Raw genomic sequence first — 20231 nt, 5'->3', positions numbered from 1 at the left:
CTTCTAGTGTCCCATGAACGAATATTAAAAGAACGTGTCCCATATTTGTCCCGTAGAAAGCAAAAAAAATCCTCAGAAAACCCATAAATACAGGCTTTCCGAGGATATATCCGTTATTCAAACTCAATCGTTCCAGGTGGCTTACTCGTCAGATCATAGAATACACGGTTTACCCCGCGTACCTCGTTGATGATTCGGCTCATTACTGTTTGCAGTACTGCAAATGGAATCTCTGCGCTTTCGGCGGTCATGAAATCGACGGTATTCACAGCACGCAGTGCAACTGCGTAGTCGTAGGTTCTCTCGTCGCCCATTACTCCAACGGAACGCATATTGGTCAGGGCTGCGAAATACTGGTTCGGCATCCAGGATGGAGTTTTGCCATTTTCTTTCTTGTAAGCAGCTACTGCCTTGTCCACTTCTTCCCGGTAGATGGCATCGGCATCCTGTACGATGCGGACTTTCTCAGCATTGACTTCACCGATGATTCGGATACCAAGACCCGGGCCCGGGAATGGCTGACGGAATACCAGATGCTCCGGAATTCCAAGCTCAAGACCGGCTTTACGAACCTCATCTTTGAAGAGGTTACGCAATGGTTCGATGATTTCCTTGAAATCAACATATTCCGGAAGACCACCTACGTTATGGTGGGATTTGATGACAGCGGATTCTCCGCCAAGACCACTTTCTACCACATCTGGATAAATGGTTCCCTGTGCCAGGAAATCAACGGCTCCGATTTTCTTTGCTTCTTCTTCAAAGACACGGATAAATTCTTCACCGATAATTTTACGTTTTGCTTCCGGCTCTGTTACTCCGGCAAGCTTGTTATAGTAACGCTCCTGGGCATTTACACGGATGAAGTTTAAGTCAAACTGACCGTTCGGTCCAAATACATTTTCCACTTCATCTCCCTCGTCTTTACGAAGAAGGCCATGATCAACAAATACGCAGGTAAGCTGCTTTCCGATTGCTCTGGATAAAAGACCTGCTGCCACAGAAGAATCCACTCCACCGGACAATGCCAGAAGCACTCTTCCGTTGCCGACTTTTTCACGGATTTCCTTGATGGTATTTTCCACAAAGGAATCCATTCTCCATGTTCCGGCACAGCCACAGACACCACGCACGAAGTTGTGGAGCATCTTGGTTCCCTCTTTGGTATGGAGTACCTCCGGGTGAAACTGGATGGCATAGAGATTTTTTTCACGGTTTTCTGCGGCTGCCACCGGGCAGTCTGCAGTATGTGCTACGATTTCAAAACCAGATGCTGTCTTTGAAATATAATCAAAATGGCTCATCCAGCAAATGGTCTTTTCTTCTACATTCTGGAATAATGGTGAATTCTTATCTACCATTACTTCTGTCTTACCATATTCGCGAACCGGTGCTTTTTCTACCTTGCCACCCAGCACATGCATCATGAGCTGTGCGCCATAGCAAAGTCCTAAAACCGGAATACCAAGTTCAAAAAGCTCTTTGCTGTAAGTTGGTGAATCTGCCTCATAACAACTATTTGGGCCTCCGGTCAGGATAATTCCCTTCGGGTTCATCGCTTTGATTGTCTCGATATCCGTGCGGTAAGAATATATTTCACAATATACATTGCATTCACGGACACGTCTTGCAACCAGCTGGTTGTACTGTCCGCCAAAATCAATGACAATAACTTTTTCCTTATCCATGGACGTTTTTCCTCCTAATTTTTGCTGAGACTCGCCCAGCGTCTAAATTTTATTATAGTTGAGCCACCCTGGAAAGACAAGACCTATTTTGTTTTCTGATGACCTTTGAACGAATATTTTTACTAACATTTTCGGCAACGCATATTTCCTTATTATATGGAAATACTCCCTGTATGCGTAAAGATTATCTGATTAAATCCATCACACAATATATTTTCTTTTTCTTTCTGGGAGCATTTCTTGGATACCTGTGGGAAGTGCTGCTTTTTTATGTGCAGGATGGGGTTTTCTGTAACCGTGGCTTTCTCTATGGTCCATGGCTTCCGGTCTATGGTGTGGGGGCTGTCCTGATGCTACTTATTTTAAGACGCTTTCAGAAGCATCCGGTCAAAGTCTTTTTTCTTGCAGCGCTTCTCGGCTCTTTCGTAGAACTTTTTATCGGATGGTTCCTCGCTCAAGTTTTCCACCTGCGTTACTGGGATTATCACGATTATCCACTGCAGCTTGGCGGTTATATCTGTCTTTATTCTGCATTGGGATTTGGCATTGCCGGTGTGCTCTGGGTCTGTGTGTTTGCACGGATTGCATCTCATTTATGGAGAAAAATGCCAGTACCACTGCAACGCATTTTTCTTACGCTGCTGATACTGGCATTTCTTCTTGATTGTGCCGCCGCACTGATTTTTCCCAACGCCGGGCACAATATTACGTTTTCTTAATTTTATTCTTCCATTTCAGCCATGGTTGGATAAGAGGCAATGGCTCCGGCTTTCTGTACACTCTTTGCACAATAGCGGTTAGAAAAATCAAGGTATACTGCCATCTTATCCGAAGTCAGTTCCGGCAAATCTGCTTCCGTCACACCATCTTTATAAAGCTGATACAGGAAGGAGCCGATAAATGCATCCCCGGCTCCGGTGGTATCCACCGCCTTTACTTTCTCTCCCTTGCTTTGTGCCTTTGCTTTCTTCGTATAACACTCTGCTCCATCTGCTCCCCTGGTATAAATAAGGAGACAAACATTTCCTACAAAAAGTTTTTCTTTTGCTGCTTCAATCGAATCCTCTCCAGTCAGGAAATAAAGTTCCTCATCCGAAAGCTTTAATACATGTGCCAATGGGAGGAATTCCAGCACTGCTTTCTTTAAATCTTCCGGATTTTCCCAGAGTGCAAACCTGAGATTCGGGTCAAAGCTTATAATTGCACCAGCCTCTGTTGCGGCTTCAATCGCCTTTTTATGTGCTTCCTTCATTGGAAAATCTCCCAGCGAAACGGAGCAGAAATGCAACGCATAAGCATCCTTAAACCAATCCGTTTCTACTTTTTCTTTTGAAAAAAGCATATCGGCTCCCGGCTTCCGGTAAAAAGAAAATTCACGGTTACCATCTTCCTTTAAAGCCACAAAAGCAAGTGAAGTATTTGCCTCTTTTGTACGAAGTACATGACTGGTTCCGATTCCGTTTTCTTCCAATGCTTCTTCAATTTTATCGCCAAAAGGATCATCTCCAAGCTGCGTTATCATCTCAGATTTACCACCAAGTCTGGTAAATGCACCGCACACATTCGCCGGTGCACCACCTACTTTCGGGCAGAATCCCAGGACATCTTTCATAGGTCTGCCGCTTTCCTGCGGAATAAAATCAATCAGTGCTTCTCCGATTGCATACAGTTTTTTCTCCATCTGATCTGCCTTCCTCTTTTCACCATTTTCTAACTATGTTCAATGGTAAATGTTTTCTTCACAAGGTCTGCCTTTAATACTGCATAGTCTGCTCCGCTGCTTCTTCGAATCTCAAGCAGTCCCTCTTCCGGAAGTTCTACCGCAATATCACCTTCCACATCAAATGCCGGATGGCTGTTGCGGAATTCCATTAATTCCAAAAGTTTCTTTACCACCGGACGCTCTACTTCTTTTGCAATCTCTTCCTTCGAATAATAGTGGCGGTTAATATTTCTGCCTTCTTTCGTTGCTTCCAGAAGCTCCAGGTCATTGCATCCTGCCAGCATGCCTACATAATAGACCTGCGGAATTCCCGGTGCAAAGAACTGGATTGCACGGGCAAGAAGATAAGCATCATCCTGATTTCCAAGTGCAGAATAGTAAGTCGTATTCACCTGATAAATATCAAGGTTATTGTAGGCTGCCGTATTGTAGATTTTCTTGACATTCGCTCCTTCGGAAAACATCATTTCCTTTGTTCGGTCAATTTCTTCATCCGGCATCAGATCTTTCACATCCACAATTCCGATTCCATCATGGGTATCTAATGTGGTAAACTGATGCTTCGGACTCATTTCCAGCCATTTCTTAAGATAAGTTCCCTTTCCAAAGTAAAGGGCATTCAATACCAGCACCGGAAGTGCAAAATCGTAAATCCAGAAATTCTGATTGGCAATTTTCATCTGAATACTGTAATGTTCATGAATTTCCGGCAGAATTATCACATCATGTTTCTTTACGATTGCTTCAATTCGATGCAGGAGATTCCAGATTTCCGGTTCTACAAAGAAACAGCTTGTATTCGCTTTCTTAACGGCATAAGCAAATGCATCCAGCCGGATAATGGAAGCATTTTTACTGCACATCAGTTCCAGTGTATCTTCGATAAATTTCTGAACAGCTTCGGATTCCACATTTAAGTCAATCTGTTCTTCTCCAAAGGTGCACCAGACCTTCTCGCTGCTTCCATCAGCAAAATCTGCATCAATATAAGGTGCTCTTGGTTTCCTTTTATAAATCAAATCTACCTGTTCTTCTGTCGGTTCTCCGTTTTCCCAGAAATCCTTGTATCGGATGAAGAAATCCTTATATTCCGATGCATCCTTTTTCTCTAAGAAATCTTTAAAATACGGAGACTGTCTGGAAATGTGGTTGACCATAAAATCAAACATCAGATAGTATTCTTCTCCGATTTTGCGTACATCTTCATAGGTTCCAAACTGCTCGTCTACCATGTCATAACGCATCGGTGCAAATCCCCTGTCTGCCGAGGACGGAAAGAACGGAAGAATGTGTACGCCACCTACCGCCTTATGAAAATAAGTTTCTAACATTTCTTTTAATTCAGAAAGATTTTTTCCAAGGCTGTCTGCATAAGTGATCAGCATAATTTTATTTGTCAGTTTCAAGCTTCTTCCCTCCTTTTAACGTAAATGTAAATTCATATTTTCCCGGCTGTTCCATCCGGTACTGCGGATGTGGTTTGGAAAGCCAGCTATCGTCGCCGCCAACTCCCATCTGATGGAGAGACGGACGGAGAATCGTATATTCACTATCCGGCAGCTCGTAAAGATGTCTGGCATTTTCCAGCTCATGCGGTGTATAAGGCAACGCCGATAAATCCATTTCTTCTGCACTAATCCGGAGTCCATAACCATTCTCATCTTCGATTACTGCTTCTCTGACACCACTGCGTCCGCCACTTTCCTGCGGAGCCAGATATTCTGACAGATTTTCCTTTACGGAAAAATGAAATTTTCCAAGTCTGCTGCCCTGACGGCGGTCCCAGTAATTTTCTTCCGGACCGTATCCATAGTAAGTTACTTTATCATATTGCTCCGGGATTCGAAGCAGCATACCAAATTCCGGCATTTCATGGGTCTTGATCTTCTCATCGGCTTCATATTCCATATGGATGGTGAGTGCTCCGTCTTTTCTGATACCATAAGTCACCCTGCACTCATTTCCCGGGATGTTCTCTGCCACATCAAAGAGACGGTATACATAAGAAATTTCTGCACCATCCTTTGTTTCTTTCAGCTCTGCCGGCATTGCTTTTGCATACATGCTGGCTGTCTTCCAGCATCCGCAACGCAGCGGCATTCCACTTCCTTTGTCATTGTCTGTCGGTGCCCGCCAGAAATTCGGTCTTGGAACGGATACGATAAATTCTTTCTCTTCTACCTGATAAGAGGTCAGTCCGCCACCTTCTTTTGCAAAAAGCATTTTTATATTGCCTGCTCTCACGCCGATATTCATAAGTCCTTCAACCAGTTCAAAATCTTCTGCTTCTCTGATTACTTCTTCCGGAGCTTCCTTTTTTCCTGCATACTGGCCAAAGGCAAGCTCATATCCGGCTTTCGCCCATGCAGTATCTTCTTTGGTAAGTAAGGAGGCGGTCACCGTAAATTCTCCGGCTATCTTAAGCCCCTTGGAAAGGCTGCTGATATCTATCGTCTCTTCTTCCTGTGGTGCTGCCTGAAGTTCATAAGCATTCTCTGCACATACGCCGTCTTTTGTTGCAATAACAACTTTTAATATATAGTTTTTTAAAGAAATAAATAAATTTTCGTTTTTTACAATAACCTTTGTTTCCTCCGGCAAAAGCTTTACACTCTGATACTGGAATTTTACTTCCTGCATCTTTGGAGACACCTTACGGTCAGCATAGAGAAGTCCATTTCCACAGAAGGTTCCATCATTCGGACGGTCTCCGAAATCTCCACCGTAGGCTAAATATCTCTCGCCCTTTTTATTGACAAGATAAAAGCTCTGGTCAATAAAATCCCAGATAAATCCACCCTGATATCGTGGTTCTTCTTCTGTAAGTCGGATATATTCGTCCATTCCACCGGTGGAATTGCCCATGGAATGCATATATTCGCAACTGATTACCGGTTTTGTCTTTTCATTGACAGAGACTTCACTCTCTCGTAAATATTTCCGCAGTTTTTCCGCCGGAGCATACATAAAGCTCTTCACATCAGAAGTATCCGGATAAGTATCATCAAAGGTAATGCCCTCATAATGCACCAGGCGTTCGGAATCATTTTTCCGGAAGAACTCTGACATTTCATATAAATTGCTTCCGCCACAGGACTCATTTCCGCAGGACCAAAGCAAAATGCAGGCATGGTTCTTGTCCCGCTGATACATGGAGTTAGCGCGGTCTAAGACATTTTCTCTCCACTCTGCTTTGCTGCCCGGTATCGTCTCACTCATCGGTGCCTTTCCTACTGTTGCAAGGAAACAATCCGCATGGGACTCAAGGTTCGCCTCGTCTATCACATATAACCCCAATTCATCGCAAAGTTCATAGAAATAACTCTGATTTGGATAATGTGAAGTCCGCACTGCATTGATATTATTCTGCTTCATGATAAGAAGGTCATGGAGAATTTCTTTTTTTGTAATGCTTCTTCCATGGTCGCAGCTTAATTCGTGGCGGTTTACACCACGAAATACAATACGTTTTCCATTCAGGCACATAATGCCATTTTCCATAGCAAAATGCCGGAATCCAATGCGCTGTTTTATTACTTCTGTTACGGTATCATCGGAGTCTGTTACTTCTATATATAAGGTATAAAGATTCGGCTCCTCCGCACTCCAAAGCTTTGGTGCTGTTATTTTTAACTCTGTTCTAGCTTCTGTATAAACTGTCTCTGTCTTTACAACACATTCCTTTTTATCATTGTATAAGGAAATATGCAGCTTGCAGCAGGTATCTGCACCGGCTCCTACCGGCTCTTTCTCCTGCCAGTTTTCCTGTGCCGGCTGGTCTTCCTGTTCCGGTACACCCTTCCACTGCAATTTCAAAACTGCTTCTGTCAGATTATCCTGAAACTGCTGGCTTACCTTCAAATCATAGATATGATGTGCCGGCATACGACGCAGTGTCACATCACGGAAGATTCCAGACATCCGGAAGAAATCCTGACTCTCTAAAATACTTCCGGTGCAGAAGTGAAAGACTTCTGCCGCCAGCTTATTTTCTCCCTTGCAGACCAATTCTGTGATATCAAATTCTGCCGGGGTAAAAGAGTCTTCGCTATAGCCTGCAAATCTGCCATTCACCCAGAGTGCCATAGCACTTTCCACACCATCAAACCGGAGGGATAACCGGTCCTTTAACATTTCTCCGGTCACTGCAAAAGAATGCACATACATTGCTACCGGATTATATTTCTTTGGGATTTCTTTGCCACGGACAGCTTCTTTTCCATCCCATGGATACTGGGAATTCACATACTGCAATTTGCCATAACCAAAAAGCTGGATGGAAGAAGGCACCATAATCTCATCCCAGTTGCTGCTGTCATAATCCTTACCATAAAAGCCCTCTATGACTTCCGCTAAGTTATTGGCATATGCAAATTTCCATCTGCCATTGAGGCTGGTGAGAAAACTGCTTTTCCCACCGTCTGCCTCTTTTCCGGTTGCATAATATCCATGGTCTGAATGTGCCGGCATCCGCCGGATTGCAAAACAGTCTGGCTCATAAATTACATTTTCGTTAAATTCCATAGCTCTTCTCCTTTATGATTTTACAGAACCAGTAATTCCTTCTACGAAGTTCTTCTGTAATACGAAGAATATAATCAACATCGGAATTGTAGAAATCGTGACTGCAAGCATCATGCTTCCATAATCAATGGTATATCGTGCGGTCAGTCCAGATACCAGAATCGGCATAGTCTTGGAATTTTCATTCTGTAATACAATCAACGGCCACATATAACTGTTCCATGCATTCATAAAGCTTACGATTGCTGCTGCTGCGTAGGTAGATTTCATAATCGGTAAGAACATTTTAAAGTAAATGCCCCATTCACCTACTCCATCAATCCGGGCTGCTTCAATGATTTCATCCGGAAATGATTTTGCTGCCTGGCGGAACATGAATATCATAAATGCAGTAGAAACGGTCGGTAAAATACATCCAACGGTTGTATTTAAAAGTCCCATCTTTCCAAACATACGGAACAGCGGAATTACAGTTGCAGCAGTCGGTACCATCATGGAAAGTAATAGGATGGACATAATTTTATTTTTGTATTTATCATGAAATTTTTCGAATCCATAACCTGCCAGTGAGCAGACAAATACATTTAAAACCATGGAAACCACTGCGTTCCGGATGGAATTCCACATTGCCTGTGAAAGAACCGTTGTATCCAGAAGAGATTTTAAGTTTTCCATCAGGTAATTGCCCGGAAGAATTTTTCCTGCAATGACATCCACACTTTTATTGGTTCCACTGACAATCATCCAGTACATTGGGAAGATGGAAATGATTGCGACCAGAATCAGGAATACATATTTCCAGAAATATACGAATTTTCTTTTACTCATTTCTCATCACCTACTTTCATCTGAATAAAGGCAAGGATTGCCACCAGGATAAATACTACATAAGAAATTGCAGATGCATATCCAAAGTTTGGATTTCCTGCAAAAGACAAATTGTATATGTAGTGGGATATTGTCATGGACGTATTTGCCGGTCCACCATTGGTAATATTCATAGACTCATCGAAGAGCTGTAAGGTTCCATTGGTTGACATAATTGCTGTCAGTAAAATTGTCGGACGAAGCATCGGGATTGTAATCTTAGTAAACTTCTGGAATGCATTGGCTCCATCTACAACTGCTGCTTCATAAATAGAACTGTCAATATTCTGCAATGCTGCCAGGAAAAATATCATATTATAACCGGTCCATCTCCACAATAATGCCAGTACGATTACAATTCGTGCGGTCCAGGTATTTCCCAGCCAGTTGATTGGAGATGCAATCAGATGCAGATTCGTAAGAATCGTATTGATGAATCCGTCCACAGAGAAAAGGGAACGGAAAATAATGGAATACGATACCAGTGAAGTAGTACATGGTAAGAAAATTGCAAGGCGGAAAAACCATTTTCCTTTTAATCTCTTATCATTCAAAAGTGATGCCAAAAACATTGCCATCACCAGCATGATTGCTACTTCTAAGATCAGATAAATAAAAGTATTGCTTAATGTCATTTTAAAAATTTTATCCTGAAACATTCTTTTATAATTAGAAAGTCCGGTAAAAGTCATGTTCGTTCCGCTTCCGCGTTTTAAGGATAAAATAAAGGACTGTATCATCGGCACGAAATTGAATATGACAATCATTATCGATGCCGGTATTACGAATGTCCATCCCATAATCTTTCTTTTCTTCGTTTTCACTGTTGTACCTCCAATTCGTATCGACTTTACAGCTTTCCCTTCTTCTTGAAAATTCTGCCTGCACAGCAGCTGCTATGCAGGCAGTTTGTAAAGTGCTAATGCTAATTTATTCGCTCATTGCAAATGATACAGTATCATCTGCTTCTTTTAACGCTTCCTGAATATCCTGTCCCTGCTGAATCTGGGTAAGTGCTGTTCCAAGTGCGGATTTTGCTTCCTCCCAGTACTGGCCTAATGTGATAGCCGGTACTTCAGCACCGTAGTTGGCAAATTTCTCATAAATCTTATCGCCACCGAAGAATTCATTTTCCTGTGAGTATGCATCACTTTCTGCTGCCGGAAGGTAGGTTGCTACTGCACCGGTAGTAGGAAGAATAGTATCATAAAGCTCCGTGCTGCTTGCAAATGTGTTCTTTAAGAAATCGATAGCAAGGTCTTTGTTTGGTGAGTCATTCATAACCATCCATCCTGCACCACCATTGTTACTGTAGTTGGTTGCATTTGGAGCATTGTCCAGTCTTGGCATTGTAGTAACGCCCCAGTCACCGGACTGATCTTCCTGCGCCTGAATGGTACTTGTAATCCAGCATCCATTGATTACGCTTGCTACTGTTCCGTTGTTAATGGTTCCAATATACTGATCCCAGTCATTTACTTCTACTAAAATTCCCTTGTCAACCATGGTCTCATAATCTTCTACAGCTTCTGCCACTACATCATTTCCTGCAAAATTCGGATTGCCGTCTTCATCAAACATGCTGTCTCCTGCACTTCTTAACATTGCAATCAGTAAGTCAGGTCCACCAGCCTGTGCGCTTAATAATGGTTTTCCGGTCTTTGCTAATACATCTTCACCAAGTTCAATGAATTTGGACCATGTAATATCGGTAAAGTCATCGATAGAATAACCAGCTTCACCGATTACATCGGTACGAATATATAATGCGGTTACACCACTGTCGAATGGTACATTGTAATTCTTTCCATCTACTGTTCCAATTGCTGTTTTATAACTTGCAAATTTGGAGAAATCGATTCCGGAATCAGATAAATCTGCAAATAAGTCCGGATAGTTCTTTACATTGTTTAATAAAGCAGTGTCATTCATAAGAATGATGTCTGGCAGTGTATCGGTCTGTCCAGAGGTTGCTGCTGTTGTAAGCTTGGTCTGAATATCCTCCCAGGATGTTTCTACTACATTTACGTTTACATCCGGATGGTCTTTCTGATAAATCTTTTCTGCCTCTTCCATTGCCGGAATATTAAAGGTTGCATCCCAGCACCAAACGGTCAGTTCGTTTGAAGATGCTTCGGTATTTGAAGCGGAATTGTTTCCATTATCAGAGCTGCTGGTGGAACCACATCCAACCATTCCAATTGTCATTGCTGCAGTAAGAATTGCAGCCAAAATCTTTTTCTTCATTTGTCTTCCTCCTGTTATTGTAAAAAGTATCTCTTCCCCGTTCCTTATATTTTCTTATCGTGAACGCGTTTCACTTGATTACATTTCTAATATAATACCGCTTTTGCAAAATGTCAAGCGGTTAACATACAAAATATCAGATTTTCACAAGATAGCGTCCTGTTTTTTGTTCATAATGCACTAATATCAACCAATTTATCCGTTTTTATCACAAAAAATAGTTCTTAATTCATGTCAACCGAGGAACACGAATCAGGAACTATCATTTATTCTTTTATTTACTTATTATTTCTGTCAATCTATTACTTTTCTTTTGTTGTACCGCGCTTCATCAGGCTGACCGGAAGTACCACCTTTGCCGGCATTACGCCGCCACCGCGTTTTTTTAAGATAGCATCCACTGCTAACTGTGCCATTTCCTTAATCGGCTGTCGGATGGTTGTCAGCATCGGATTTACCAATGTTGCAATATTGACATCATCAAAACCTACAATCTGCACATCCTCCGGAACCCGCTTTCCAAGAGCACTGCATGCCTGAATGGACTGGGCTGCAATAACATCACTGCTGGCAAAAATCCCATCCATTTCCGGATATTTCTGCAATGTCTGCTTGATATTTTCCAGATATTCCATCACACTGTAGGATGCCTCGCTTGTCTCTATTTCATGATGCCGGATTCCATATTTCTCACAGACTTCCCGAAAACCTACACAACGTCTGTCTGCCGGCATCACCTGACGCTCTACTCCACTGAAATGTACAATTTCTTTACATCCGCATTTAGCAAGATGTTCTGTGGCAAGCACTCCGCCCATATAGTTGTCACACTGAATATTGCAGTCCCCCAATGCATCATCACACTCTATGGTAACAATTGGGATATTCAGGTTCAGGAATTCATTGGCACTTACCGTTCCACTGCACAATATAATTCCCGCCACCTGATTACTCTTAAACATCTCTACATATTTCCGTTCGTTGTTGCGCTCCTCCTTGGAATTGCAGACAATCATTTTATAATTCTCTGCTGCCGCCGCTGATTCAATATTGCTTAAAAGCTTTGCAAAATACGGATGAACGATATGCGGTACGATTACGCCAATCGTGCTGGTATGCTGTTTTGAAAGAGAACGAGCTACCTCATTGGGCTGATAGCCTATCTCCTTCATGACATCATATACCTTCTGCCTGGTCTTCTCACTGATATATCCACGGTTATTAATTACTCTCGAAACAGTCGTAACAGTTACTCCTGCCCGTTCTGCCACATCCTTTAATGTACTCAAAATTGTCCCCCTTCTCCTTGGTTGTTACTATAACGATAGCACTTTTATATCATTATGTCAACATGACATATCAACCCGTCACATGTTGATGAAGATATTTTTCTCTCGTTGCCAGTCCCCCTCGGATATGACGCTCTGACTTATTGACATCCAGTACTTTCCTTGCTTCCCGCGCCAGGGTCGGATTCACCTGGGATAAACGTTCTGTTACGTCCTTATGTACCGTGCTCTTACTGATTCCAAACTGCTTTGCGGTCTGACGCACTGTCGCATTGTTATCTATAATGTATTTGGCTATTTCTACGGCTCTTTCTTCTATATAGCTTTTCAAAGAAAATCCCCTGCAATACTTGTTTTTACATTGTATGCAGAGGATTTGCTTTTATGTATGGCTTTTTTATCTCATCTATATTCTATTTCAAATAACCCTTTTTCCCTGTGAATACTACTGCCGCTCCGCATAATGCCAAGAGTGCAAGCAGATATCCAACCGGTGATTCATCACCTGTTTTCAATACTTTTGTTTTCTGTGCTGTGGTCTGGTCTGCAGTTGCATTATTACTTCCATTTGTTGTATCAGCTTTCTTCGCAACGGTAAATTCGGCGGTTGCTTTCTTTTCTTCCCCACTGATAGAGGACACAATCGCAACCGTATGCTTTCCGGTAGCAAGGCTTTCTAAGTATTCTGCTGTGAAAGTAACAATGGTAGAGCCTTCTGTTACCGTATAATTTTTCGCATCTACTACGACACCATCCACTTCTACACGAAGGAAGCTGCTGATACCGGCGTCACTGCGGAAACGAAGCGTTGCACCACTTTCCTTTGTCCATTCTCCACCGGCACCTTCAATAATGACCGGTGTTGCCGGTTTATAATCCGGGTTCTTCTCATTACAACCTTCCCGTCTGCAGGCTTCTGCATTGTTGCTAAAATCATGTCCTAATGGATTTCCGCTGGTAAATGTCTCTGTTCCCTTTGCCCCACACAGCTTACAGGATTTGTAGTAAACTGCCGGTGCCGTACAGGTTGCTGCTGTTTTCAGATAGGAATCTGATACTGTTTCCACCCATTCACCATGCTTGCATGTAATTGTAAATTCTTTTGTTGCTTTCGTATCTGTTCCAACCGTAACCTGTGCCTTATAACTGCCCGGTAACTTTGGTGCACCTCCAACGGCTTCTGCTCCGCTGTTGTCACTGTTGGTCTTTGTGTCTGTTCCACTCAGATAATATACGATTTCCGGAACCGGAAGATTAAGTCTCTTCCAGTCTTCGGATGTTGTTATATTGGCAGCTTTTGCTGTTCCATCATAGTCTGTATTCTCAGCTGATAAGGATAACCATAAAGATGCATCTTTCTCATTGCAGTCTTCCAGGCCACTGCAGGCTGCAAGAATACGGCTTCCATCTTTGCCTTCATCCACTGCATAACTCCATGTGTGACTGTGCTTCCACTCACCAATCAGGAGTGTTTTGGCAGATTTTTGACCTACTCCAATATGACCTCTCCAAACTTGTGGCGTATCTGTCAATTCTGAAATATCTGCCATCATAGCTGTAGAACCTTTCATTGACATGGCATCTCCAACTGTAATGCATGCATCACTTTTTCCATATCCATCTGATGTAAAAATGGCACCCCAGCCAAGTCCATCTGCAGTCGCATAAAGGGAACCATTTGGACTATTCTCAATACTTACACTTCCACATCCAAAAATTGCAAAATCACCATAGGTTCTAGATTCTTCTTTTATGCTGACCAGCTCATTGTTTCCAACCAGTGTAATATGAATGTTATCTACATAGCTTAATACATTATAAGAATAAGATTTTAATTTTAAATTAGAAAATGTCACCTTTGAAAAACTGTCAAGTGGTGGTTCATTATATTCTCCCAGCTCAATAATATCTGATGTAGGTTCTGCATTTTCATCCATTGCAATCGTAATGTCATCCGTCAGAATGGTAAGCGAATTTCTATTTCCAGATCCATATTTTCCATAGGTATAATCGACTCCTTCTACAATCGTCCCCGAATCCCTTGACAACGTAAATGGTCCTGCCTGAACCGAATTTGTAGCTGCATTTGTCTCAACTGTCATCCCCTGCATAAGACCTGCTACCATCATCAACGCAAGGAACAAGGAAAATAAACTTTTCTTCTTTTGTTTCATGTACATCCTTCCCTTCTTAAATTACCTTTTTTCACTTTTCACACTCTCAATGCTGTGTTACAATTACACTGTTATTTTACACCGCACATCAATGTACGATGCAATCATTTTACAAATTTTGCCGATATTTGAGAAAAGAAATATGATATGGAAATTTTTGAAGAGTTAAAGAGTGTTGCTTTGTCTTAAAATACCACAGTTCTAAAATACATGTTTTGCTTTTCTTTATGAAAGCCCGTCTTTCCAATGTTTGACAGTCTGCACCAGCTGTCCGCCTGCATACAGATACATAAACAAGCCTGTTAGGAGGTCTTGGCATTCTGTTATGCAACCGGCAATGCAGGCACATAAATGTGCCTGCAAGGCGCAGTTGAATATGGATATGAATTTGCGCCGGTTGCCGGAATCATAAACTTATTTGCCAGAATGTCTAGACCTCCTTACGGGTTTGTGGAAGTATCTGTCGCAGACGGACAACCGGTGCAGCCGGTCAAAGCAACGGAAAGACAGCTTATGACCAAGCAAAACATGCACTTAAGAACTGTTGGCATTTTAAGGCAATAAGCAAACCGTCTTTATTTCTCCAAAAATTTCTAAATCCATTCTTTTCACAATCACCGAATAAATAAAAAGGGGGAAACATTTTGAAAGAACTGTTTTCAATTGGAGATGCCGCAGACTTTGTGGGCATCACAAGAAGAATTATTTTAAATTATGAAGCTCATGGACTGGTTTTTCCGGATGTAAAAGAAGACCCATCCGGCAATCGTTACTATACCATTGATACACTGACGAAGATTCGAACCATCCGCTCGCTGCAGAATCTTGGCCTGTCACTGGATGAAATCCATGGCTACTTCGACAACTCCAACGACCTTTTATCCATGGTTCGAAGGCTGGAAGCTTTGCGGGATGAATTAAATGCCAATATCAAAGCCTTATACGAAAGAATCAATCAGGGATTTGAATCAATGGAAATCATTACAATTCCACCACAGACGGTGTACTGCCACAAAATAGAAAGTGACAGCATCGCAGAAAAGACGAATCTTTTAAGAGAGGTTGCCTTGGAAGCACTGCAGAACTATGGTCCGGCACATACCGGGCAGATTTATTTTACGGAAGCTCCCATTACGGATGCAAAGGATATGTCCTTTTTTGCTGTTGTCCCGACAGGAAGCAAGGGTGAGCACATTTTAAATCTCCCCGCCCAGAAAGCAGTCTGCCTCTATCATCATGGAGCGTATGAAGAATTGCCATCGGTTCATGATACCCTGCTTTCCTATGCCAGAGAGCAAAAACTTACACCGGTTGGCATCTTCCGTCACTGCTATTTAGAGGGACCGCCACAACATAAAGATAAAAGTAAATTTATTACCCAGGTACTGCTTCCGCTAGCATGTTCTAAATGACATGTATCCGGCTCCACCTGCCGCTTAGATACCGGACGCTGAATGCGATAGCACGAAGCGTCCAATCGGCAAACATGCCAATCCACACCGCCATTGGTCCGAAACCACAGCTGCGGATCAAATATACACACAGTGCAACACGGCAGAACCACATTGTCAGACTGGATAAAATCATGGAGAATTTCACATCTCCGGCGGCACGCATGCCATAAGCCGGGATAAATGCCAGCACCCATACAATCGGTTTTACAATCGTAATTGCTATTATCATTTCCATGCAGAGGGAGGCACTTTCTGCTTCCATTCCAGCTAAAAATGTAACCGGCTTTGTCAATAAAAATACCACTGCACAGGAAATCAGAATAACAATTTCTGCATAGCCGCAGAGTTTCACCATATAATAACGCGCCTCTTCCACTTTTCCGGCTCCAATACATTGTCCTACTACTGTCATCAGTCCGATTCCGATTCCAATGGCTCCGATTCCATTTAAATTTTCCAGAATAATGGTCATTGCCTGCGCGGCAATGGCTGCCGTTCCAAGGGTTGATACACTGGACTGGATTGCCAGCTTCCCGAACTGGAACATTCCGTTTTCAATTCCGGATGGAATTCCGATAGAAAGAATTTTTCCAATCAATGGGAAATTGGGACGGATCTTAAGATAATGATTTACCACAATCACCTGATCCGGTTTCCGCAGATTCCAGAAAATTACTACTGCACAGAAAATTCTTGAAAATAAGGTAGAAAGAGCTGCTCCCTCCACGCCCATCTGAAATCCAAAGATAAGCACTGCATTTCCGGCAATGTTGAGTCCATTGGAAAGGACAGAAATCATCATTGGAAAACGACTGTTTCCTGCTGCCCGGTAAAAAGCTCCACCGGCATCAAAAAGTGCAATGAACGGAAAGGAAATGGCTGTCAGCAGGAAGTAAATCATGGAATTATCCATAACAGCCTCTTCTACCTGGCCAAAAATCAGATGCAGCAGTGGTCCACGAAATATAATACAAAATATAGACAATACCGTAGAAATCGTCAGTACGCTTAAAGTTACCTGTCTTGCAGCCTCATTGCTGGACTCCCGGTCTCCCCTTCCAAGATACTGGGAACAGATAATTGCTGCTCCTGCTCCCAATGCCGTAAATACCTGTATGACCAGCACATTGATGGAATCCACCAGTGATACCGCAGAGATTGCCGCACTTCCCACATTGCTTACCATCATGGTATCCGCCATTCCCATAAAGGAATTCAAAAGCTGCTCTACCATAATCGGTAGAAGCAGCGTAATAAGTTGCTTATTGGAAAACATCATATGTTCCCGGTCCAATTTTGTTGCATCATATAATCTTATCTTTTGCATTTTATTTCACTTCTTACTCTTTTACTACCGGTGTAAAATCCTCTGTATCACCGCAGAAGAAGCCTCCTGCACCGGCGATGATTTTCTGCATGATTTTTTGCATAAATGCATAGTTTTCTGTGTCAATTGTGACAGCAAAAAGAGCATGAATGTCATGCTCTTTTAAATAAGCATTGGCATATTCATCCTTTAAATCAACTGCAATCTCCTCGATATCCATGGAATGATGCTCCGGAACCTCCACCTCTAATACTCCCGCCTCTTTCCAGATTTCTGTTTCGATGCCATCCATTCCCTCTAATGCAGCTTCAATCTCTGCTACTGTGATGGAATTTGGATTCATATAAAGCCACTCTTTGGTAACGGTGGCTGTGCCTGCTTTCTTTTCTCTTATTTTCTTTAACTTTGATTTATTCTTCATATCCGCTCCTGTTTGTGTTTATGGATATGTTCATCTTAGCACAAACATGGACTTCTGTCTCCCTACTTTTTTACTTCTCCATCCATAAAATATAAACGGGATGCAAAATCCGGGTAGTGCCTTACCTTATCATTGTATCCGGTTCCGCCAAATGCCGGACTGACATGAACGCCGCCATACATTAAGGTATCTCCATATGCATGGAAGTCTTCCGTCTCGCCATCCATTTTTACCAATTTCGAAAGCACCTGATGGGTCAGGGAATCCTGTCTGATATGAACCGGCGAAACCGTATTTACCAGATCACCGAATTCTTTGATATTATATTTTAATTTCCGATTGTAGAAATGGTAACGGACATCCGGCAGCAATCCCTTCGGATAATAGGTCTGCTGCTGCATATTCGGCACCACCAATTTCTGCATCAGCATACCCACTGCCTTCGTGCCATCTTCCGATACGCAGGTCCATTCCATCTGATTACCGGCTTCATCCGCTAAAACGCTGCCGCCCATTCCACTCTGTGTTCCGTCGTAAAAGCTTCTGCCCCGGTAAAAGGTTCCCTGCTGCAATACCTTCCGCCATTTCTTATATAATGCAATCTGCTCCTTCATGGCTTCCTTTTCTTCTTTTTTCATATCGCAGAGGTTGCATTCATAGCCGAAGCTTCCAAAGCATGCCACCTGAAATCTTGTCTCTAATGGCGTATTCCGCAGCGTCTGGTGATTCGGGCAGGCAGACACATGAGCACTGACTGCTGACAGCGGATAGCCGTAACTATAATTTTCTTCTATCTCCGCCCGGCACAATGCATCCGTATCATCACTGCCCCAGATCTGCGGAAAATAACATAAGATTCCAAGGTCAAAACGGTTGCCGCCTGCCGCACAGCCTTCAAATAAAATCTCCGGAAACCGTTCCGTCAGTTCCCTCATACACCGGTATAATCCTAACACATAACGGTGTGCCACTTCTCCCTGACGTTCCGGTGGAAGTGCTGTGGAATAATAATCGCTGAAGGTCCGGTTCATGTCCCATTTCACATAGGAAATGTCTGCTGAAGAAAAGACTTTACTCATGCTCTCAATAATATAATCCTGTACTTCTCTTCTTCCCAAATCTAAAATCCGCTGGTTTCTTCCTTCCGAATGAGGCTGCCCCGGAATCTCAATCGTCCAGTCCGGATGAGCCACATAAAGTTTGCTTTTCACATTGACCATTTCCGGCTCCACCCAGATTCCAAACTGCAGTCCAAGTCCATGAATCTTATCAGATAAGCCCTTAAGACCGCCCGGCAGTTTCTTCGTATTTGCTTCCCAGTCTCCTAAGGAACTGCTGTCATCCATCCGCTCGCCAAACCAGCCGTCATCCATTACAAATAATTCTATGCCAACTTCTTTTGCTTCCTTTGCCAGCTTCAGTAACTTCTTCTCACTGATGTCAAAATAGGAAGCCTCCCAACTGTTAAGCAGTATCGGCCGCTCTTTCTTCTGCCAGGTTCCACGGATAATATGCTCCCGGATAAAATGATGCAGCCTCTGGCTCATCTGGTTAAATCCGTTTTCTGCATATGCCATCACTGCCTCCGGTGCCTGAAAGCTTTCTTCCGGCACCACTTCATAGGAAAATGCCTGTGGATTGATTCCTGTCACCAGACGCATTTTGCCAAAGCTGTTTACTTCTGTTGCTTCATAGTGATTACCGGAATAGATAAGGTGAAAACCAAAGCATTCCCCGGCATCCTCTGTAGTCTTCGGCCGGCTTAGCATCACAAAGGAATTGGCCCGGCTGGAGGTGGTTCCGGTATAGGAAGCATTTACTAATTTTCCTGCTATTACCGGCATATCACTCCGCTTCATTTCTCTTGCCCAGGCTCCATGAAATGTAGTAAATGCATAATCATGCCCATCAAAGTCAAGCTGCAGGCTCATCAGCCGTTTCAACTGCACAGCTTTCTTTCCGTTATTATAGAATTTCGCACTGCGGCTGATGATGTCACAGGATGGATAGACATAATAATACAATTCCAGTGCCAGCTCATTTCCTTCGTCCGCAAGCCGGATACAAAGCTGCTCCACTTCCTCTTCGCTGCCATAGGAACCCGGCAGTTCCGCAAAGGCTTCCTTACCTTTGGTTATCTCTGCTTCCCTGTATACAAAATCTATCGTATTGCTTCCATTGCCATTCACCACTTCCACAAAAGGCTCTCTTATATCTCCTTTTCCATAGGAGGACATTTCAAGGCGCATATCCTCTAAGGAATATGCTTTCTGCTCTTCGTTATACAGATTCACATTACCCGGTGCAAAAACATGCTTTTCCACCAGCGGCTGCATATCTGCTTCGTCCTCGATATGAAGCTTTCTGCCATAATAAAGATGTTCCAGCTGTCCGGTAGGAAGTACCCGGAAGCAATAGGTGGTATGGTCGGTATCCAGAATAAAATAATCCTTTTCCTTACGAATCATAAGTAAATTCCTTTCTCTTTCATCCTGCTTTTTCTGCTTACTGTTTCTG

Annotated in this window: 16 protein-coding genes; 3 read left to right on the top strand and 13 right to left on the bottom strand. The window is 42.8% G+C overall.

Annotated features, from left to right (window positions below):
* Positions 1-113: 113 nt before the first annotated feature.
* Positions 114-1688: a glutamine-hydrolyzing GMP synthase gene (guaA, locus tag DXB43_RS01275; protein ID WP_117946239.1), complete on the bottom strand. Its 1575-nt coding sequence runs from the start codon at positions 1686-1688 to the stop codon at positions 114-116.
* Between the two features lie 173 nt (positions 1689-1861).
* Between guaA and DXB43_RS01270 the strand changes: the two genes are divergently transcribed.
* Positions 1862-2407, top strand: a complete 546-nt coding sequence (locus DXB43_RS01270) for a putative ABC transporter permease (protein WP_117946237.1) — start codon at positions 1862-1864, stop codon at positions 2405-2407.
* 2 nt (positions 2408-2409) lie between these two features.
* On the opposite strand, the gene DXB43_RS01265 is transcribed toward DXB43_RS01270, so the two are convergent.
* The 9 genes from DXB43_RS01265 to DXB43_RS01225 all read right to left on the bottom strand — a co-directional run bounded on the left by DXB43_RS01265 (position 2410) and on the right by DXB43_RS01225 (position 14512).
* Positions 2410-3369, bottom strand: coding sequence for a carbohydrate kinase family protein (locus tag DXB43_RS01265; protein WP_117946235.1), 960 nt, complete (start codon positions 3367-3369; stop codon positions 2410-2412).
* 29 nt (positions 3370-3398) lie between these two features.
* The gene (gene gtfA / locus DXB43_RS01260; RefSeq protein WP_117946233.1) at positions 3399-4817 is read right to left on the bottom strand and encodes a sucrose phosphorylase; all 1419 of its coding nucleotides are present in this window, start codon (positions 4815-4817) and stop codon (positions 3399-3401) included.
* Complete coding sequence (locus tag DXB43_RS01255; RefSeq protein WP_117946231.1) at positions 4801-7935, bottom strand: glycoside hydrolase family 2 TIM barrel-domain containing protein; 3135 nt, start codon at positions 7933-7935, stop codon at positions 4801-4803. The genes gtfA and DXB43_RS01255 overlap by 17 nt, the downstream gene beginning before the upstream one ends.
* A 12-nt stretch (positions 7936-7947) precedes the next feature.
* The gene (locus tag DXB43_RS01250; protein WP_117698896.1) at positions 7948-8763 is read right to left on the bottom strand and encodes a carbohydrate ABC transporter permease; all 816 of its coding nucleotides are present in this window, start codon (positions 8761-8763) and stop codon (positions 7948-7950) included.
* The gene (locus DXB43_RS01245; RefSeq protein WP_117698917.1) at positions 8760-9602 is read right to left on the bottom strand and encodes a carbohydrate ABC transporter permease; all 843 of its coding nucleotides are present in this window, start codon (positions 9600-9602) and stop codon (positions 8760-8762) included. The genes DXB43_RS01250 and DXB43_RS01245 overlap by 4 nt, the downstream gene beginning before the upstream one ends.
* Positions 9603-9732: 130 nt before the next feature.
* Positions 9733-11049 carry an ABC transporter substrate-binding protein gene (locus DXB43_RS01240; RefSeq protein ID WP_117698895.1) on the bottom strand — a complete coding sequence of 439 codons (1317 nt, stop codon included), beginning with the start codon at positions 11047-11049 and terminating at the stop codon, positions 9733-9735.
* Positions 11050-11351: 302 nt separating this feature from the next.
* The gene (locus tag DXB43_RS01235) at positions 11352-12338 is read right to left on the bottom strand and encodes a LacI family DNA-binding transcriptional regulator (RefSeq protein WP_117946229.1); all 987 of its coding nucleotides are present in this window, start codon (positions 12336-12338) and stop codon (positions 11352-11354) included.
* 70 nt (positions 12339-12408) lie between these two features.
* A complete protein-coding gene (gene spoIIID, locus DXB43_RS01230) occupies positions 12409-12669 on the bottom strand; it encodes a sporulation transcriptional regulator SpoIIID (protein ID WP_022242357.1) in 261 nt (86 codons plus the stop codon).
* An 82-nt stretch (positions 12670-12751) separates the two neighbouring features.
* Positions 12752-14512, bottom strand: a complete 1761-nt coding sequence (locus tag DXB43_RS01225) for a hypothetical protein (RefSeq protein ID WP_147343651.1) — start codon at positions 14510-14512, stop codon at positions 12752-12754.
* A 351-nt stretch (positions 14513-14863) separates the two neighbouring features.
* On the opposite strand from DXB43_RS01225, the gene DXB43_RS01220 reads away from it, so the two are divergent.
* The gene (locus DXB43_RS01220) at positions 14864-15076 is read left to right on the top strand and encodes a hypothetical protein (protein ID WP_117946225.1); all 213 of its coding nucleotides are present in this window, start codon (positions 14864-14866) and stop codon (positions 15074-15076) included.
* 80 nt (positions 15077-15156) lie between these two features.
* Complete coding sequence (locus DXB43_RS01215) at positions 15157-15924, top strand: MerR family transcriptional regulator (protein ID WP_117946223.1); 768 nt, start codon at positions 15157-15159, stop codon at positions 15922-15924.
* Here the strand turns inward: DXB43_RS01215 and DXB43_RS01210 are convergent.
* The 3 genes from DXB43_RS01210 to DXB43_RS01200 all read right to left on the bottom strand — a co-directional run bounded on the left by DXB43_RS01210 (position 15917) and on the right by DXB43_RS01200 (position 20182).
* Positions 15917-17293: an MATE family efflux transporter gene (locus DXB43_RS01210; protein ID WP_242997825.1), complete on the bottom strand. Its 1377-nt coding sequence runs from the start codon at positions 17291-17293 to the stop codon at positions 15917-15919. The two genes, DXB43_RS01215 and DXB43_RS01210, sit on opposite strands and share 8 nt — an antisense overlap.
* Positions 17294-17306: 13 nt before the next feature.
* A complete protein-coding gene (locus DXB43_RS01205) occupies positions 17307-17714 on the bottom strand; it encodes a hypothetical protein (RefSeq protein ID WP_117841317.1) in 408 nt (135 codons plus the stop codon).
* A 62-nt stretch (positions 17715-17776) separates the two neighbouring features.
* Positions 17777-20182 (bottom strand): alpha-galactosidase, encoded by a 2406-nt coding sequence (locus DXB43_RS01200; protein WP_117946221.1) that lies wholly within the window; start codon positions 20180-20182, stop codon positions 17777-17779.
* Between the last annotated feature and the right edge of the window lie 49 nt (positions 20183-20231).

It is taken from the genome of Roseburia sp. OM04-10BH (assembly GCF_003462605.1).
GTDB lineage: Bacteria > Bacillota > Clostridia > Lachnospirales > Lachnospiraceae > Roseburia_C > Roseburia_C amylophila.
The sequence above is the reverse complement of the archived record's forward strand: the minus strand, read 5'-3'. Positions and strand labels throughout refer to the sequence as shown.

Bases quoted from the DNA above. Each gene is read 5' to 3' on its own strand.
- guaA (WP_117946239.1), bottom strand. From the start codon at position 1,688: ATGGATAAGGAAAAAGTTATTGTCATTGATTTTGGCGGACAGTACAAC.
- DXB43_RS01270 (WP_117946237.1), top strand. From the start codon at position 1,862: ATGCGTAAAGATTATCTGATTAAATCCATCACACAATATATTTTCTTT.
- DXB43_RS01265 (WP_117946235.1), bottom strand. From the start codon at position 3,369: ATGGAGAAAAAACTGTATGCAATCGGAGAAGCACTGATTGATTTTATT.
- DXB43_RS01255 (WP_117946231.1), bottom strand. From the start codon at position 7,935: ATGGAATTTAACGAAAATGTAATTTATGAGCCAGACTGTTTTGCAATC.
- DXB43_RS01250 (WP_117698896.1), bottom strand. From the start codon at position 8,763: ATGAGTAAAAGAAAATTCGTATATTTCTGGAAATATGTATTCCTGATT.
- DXB43_RS01245 (WP_117698917.1), bottom strand. From the start codon at position 9,602: ATGGGATGGACATTCGTAATACCGGCATCGATAATGATTGTCATATTC.
- DXB43_RS01240 (WP_117698895.1), bottom strand. From the start codon at position 11,049: ATGAAGAAAAAGATTTTGGCTGCAATTCTTACTGCAGCAATGACAATT.
- DXB43_RS01225 (WP_147343651.1), bottom strand. From the start codon at position 14,512: ATGAAACAAAAGAAGAAAAGTTTATTTTCCTTGTTCCTTGCGTTGATG.
- DXB43_RS01220 (WP_117946225.1), top strand. From the start codon at position 14,864: ATGTGCCTGCAAGGCGCAGTTGAATATGGATATGAATTTGCGCCGGTT.
- DXB43_RS01210 (WP_242997825.1), bottom strand. From the start codon at position 17,293: ATGCAAAAGATAAGATTATATGATGCAACAAAATTGGACCGGGAACAT.
- DXB43_RS01205 (WP_117841317.1), bottom strand. From the start codon at position 17,714: ATGAAGAATAAATCAAAGTTAAAGAAAATAAGAGAAAAGAAAGCAGGC.
- DXB43_RS01200 (WP_117946221.1), bottom strand. From the start codon at position 20,182: ATGATTCGTAAGGAAAAGGATTATTTTATTCTGGATACCGACCATACC.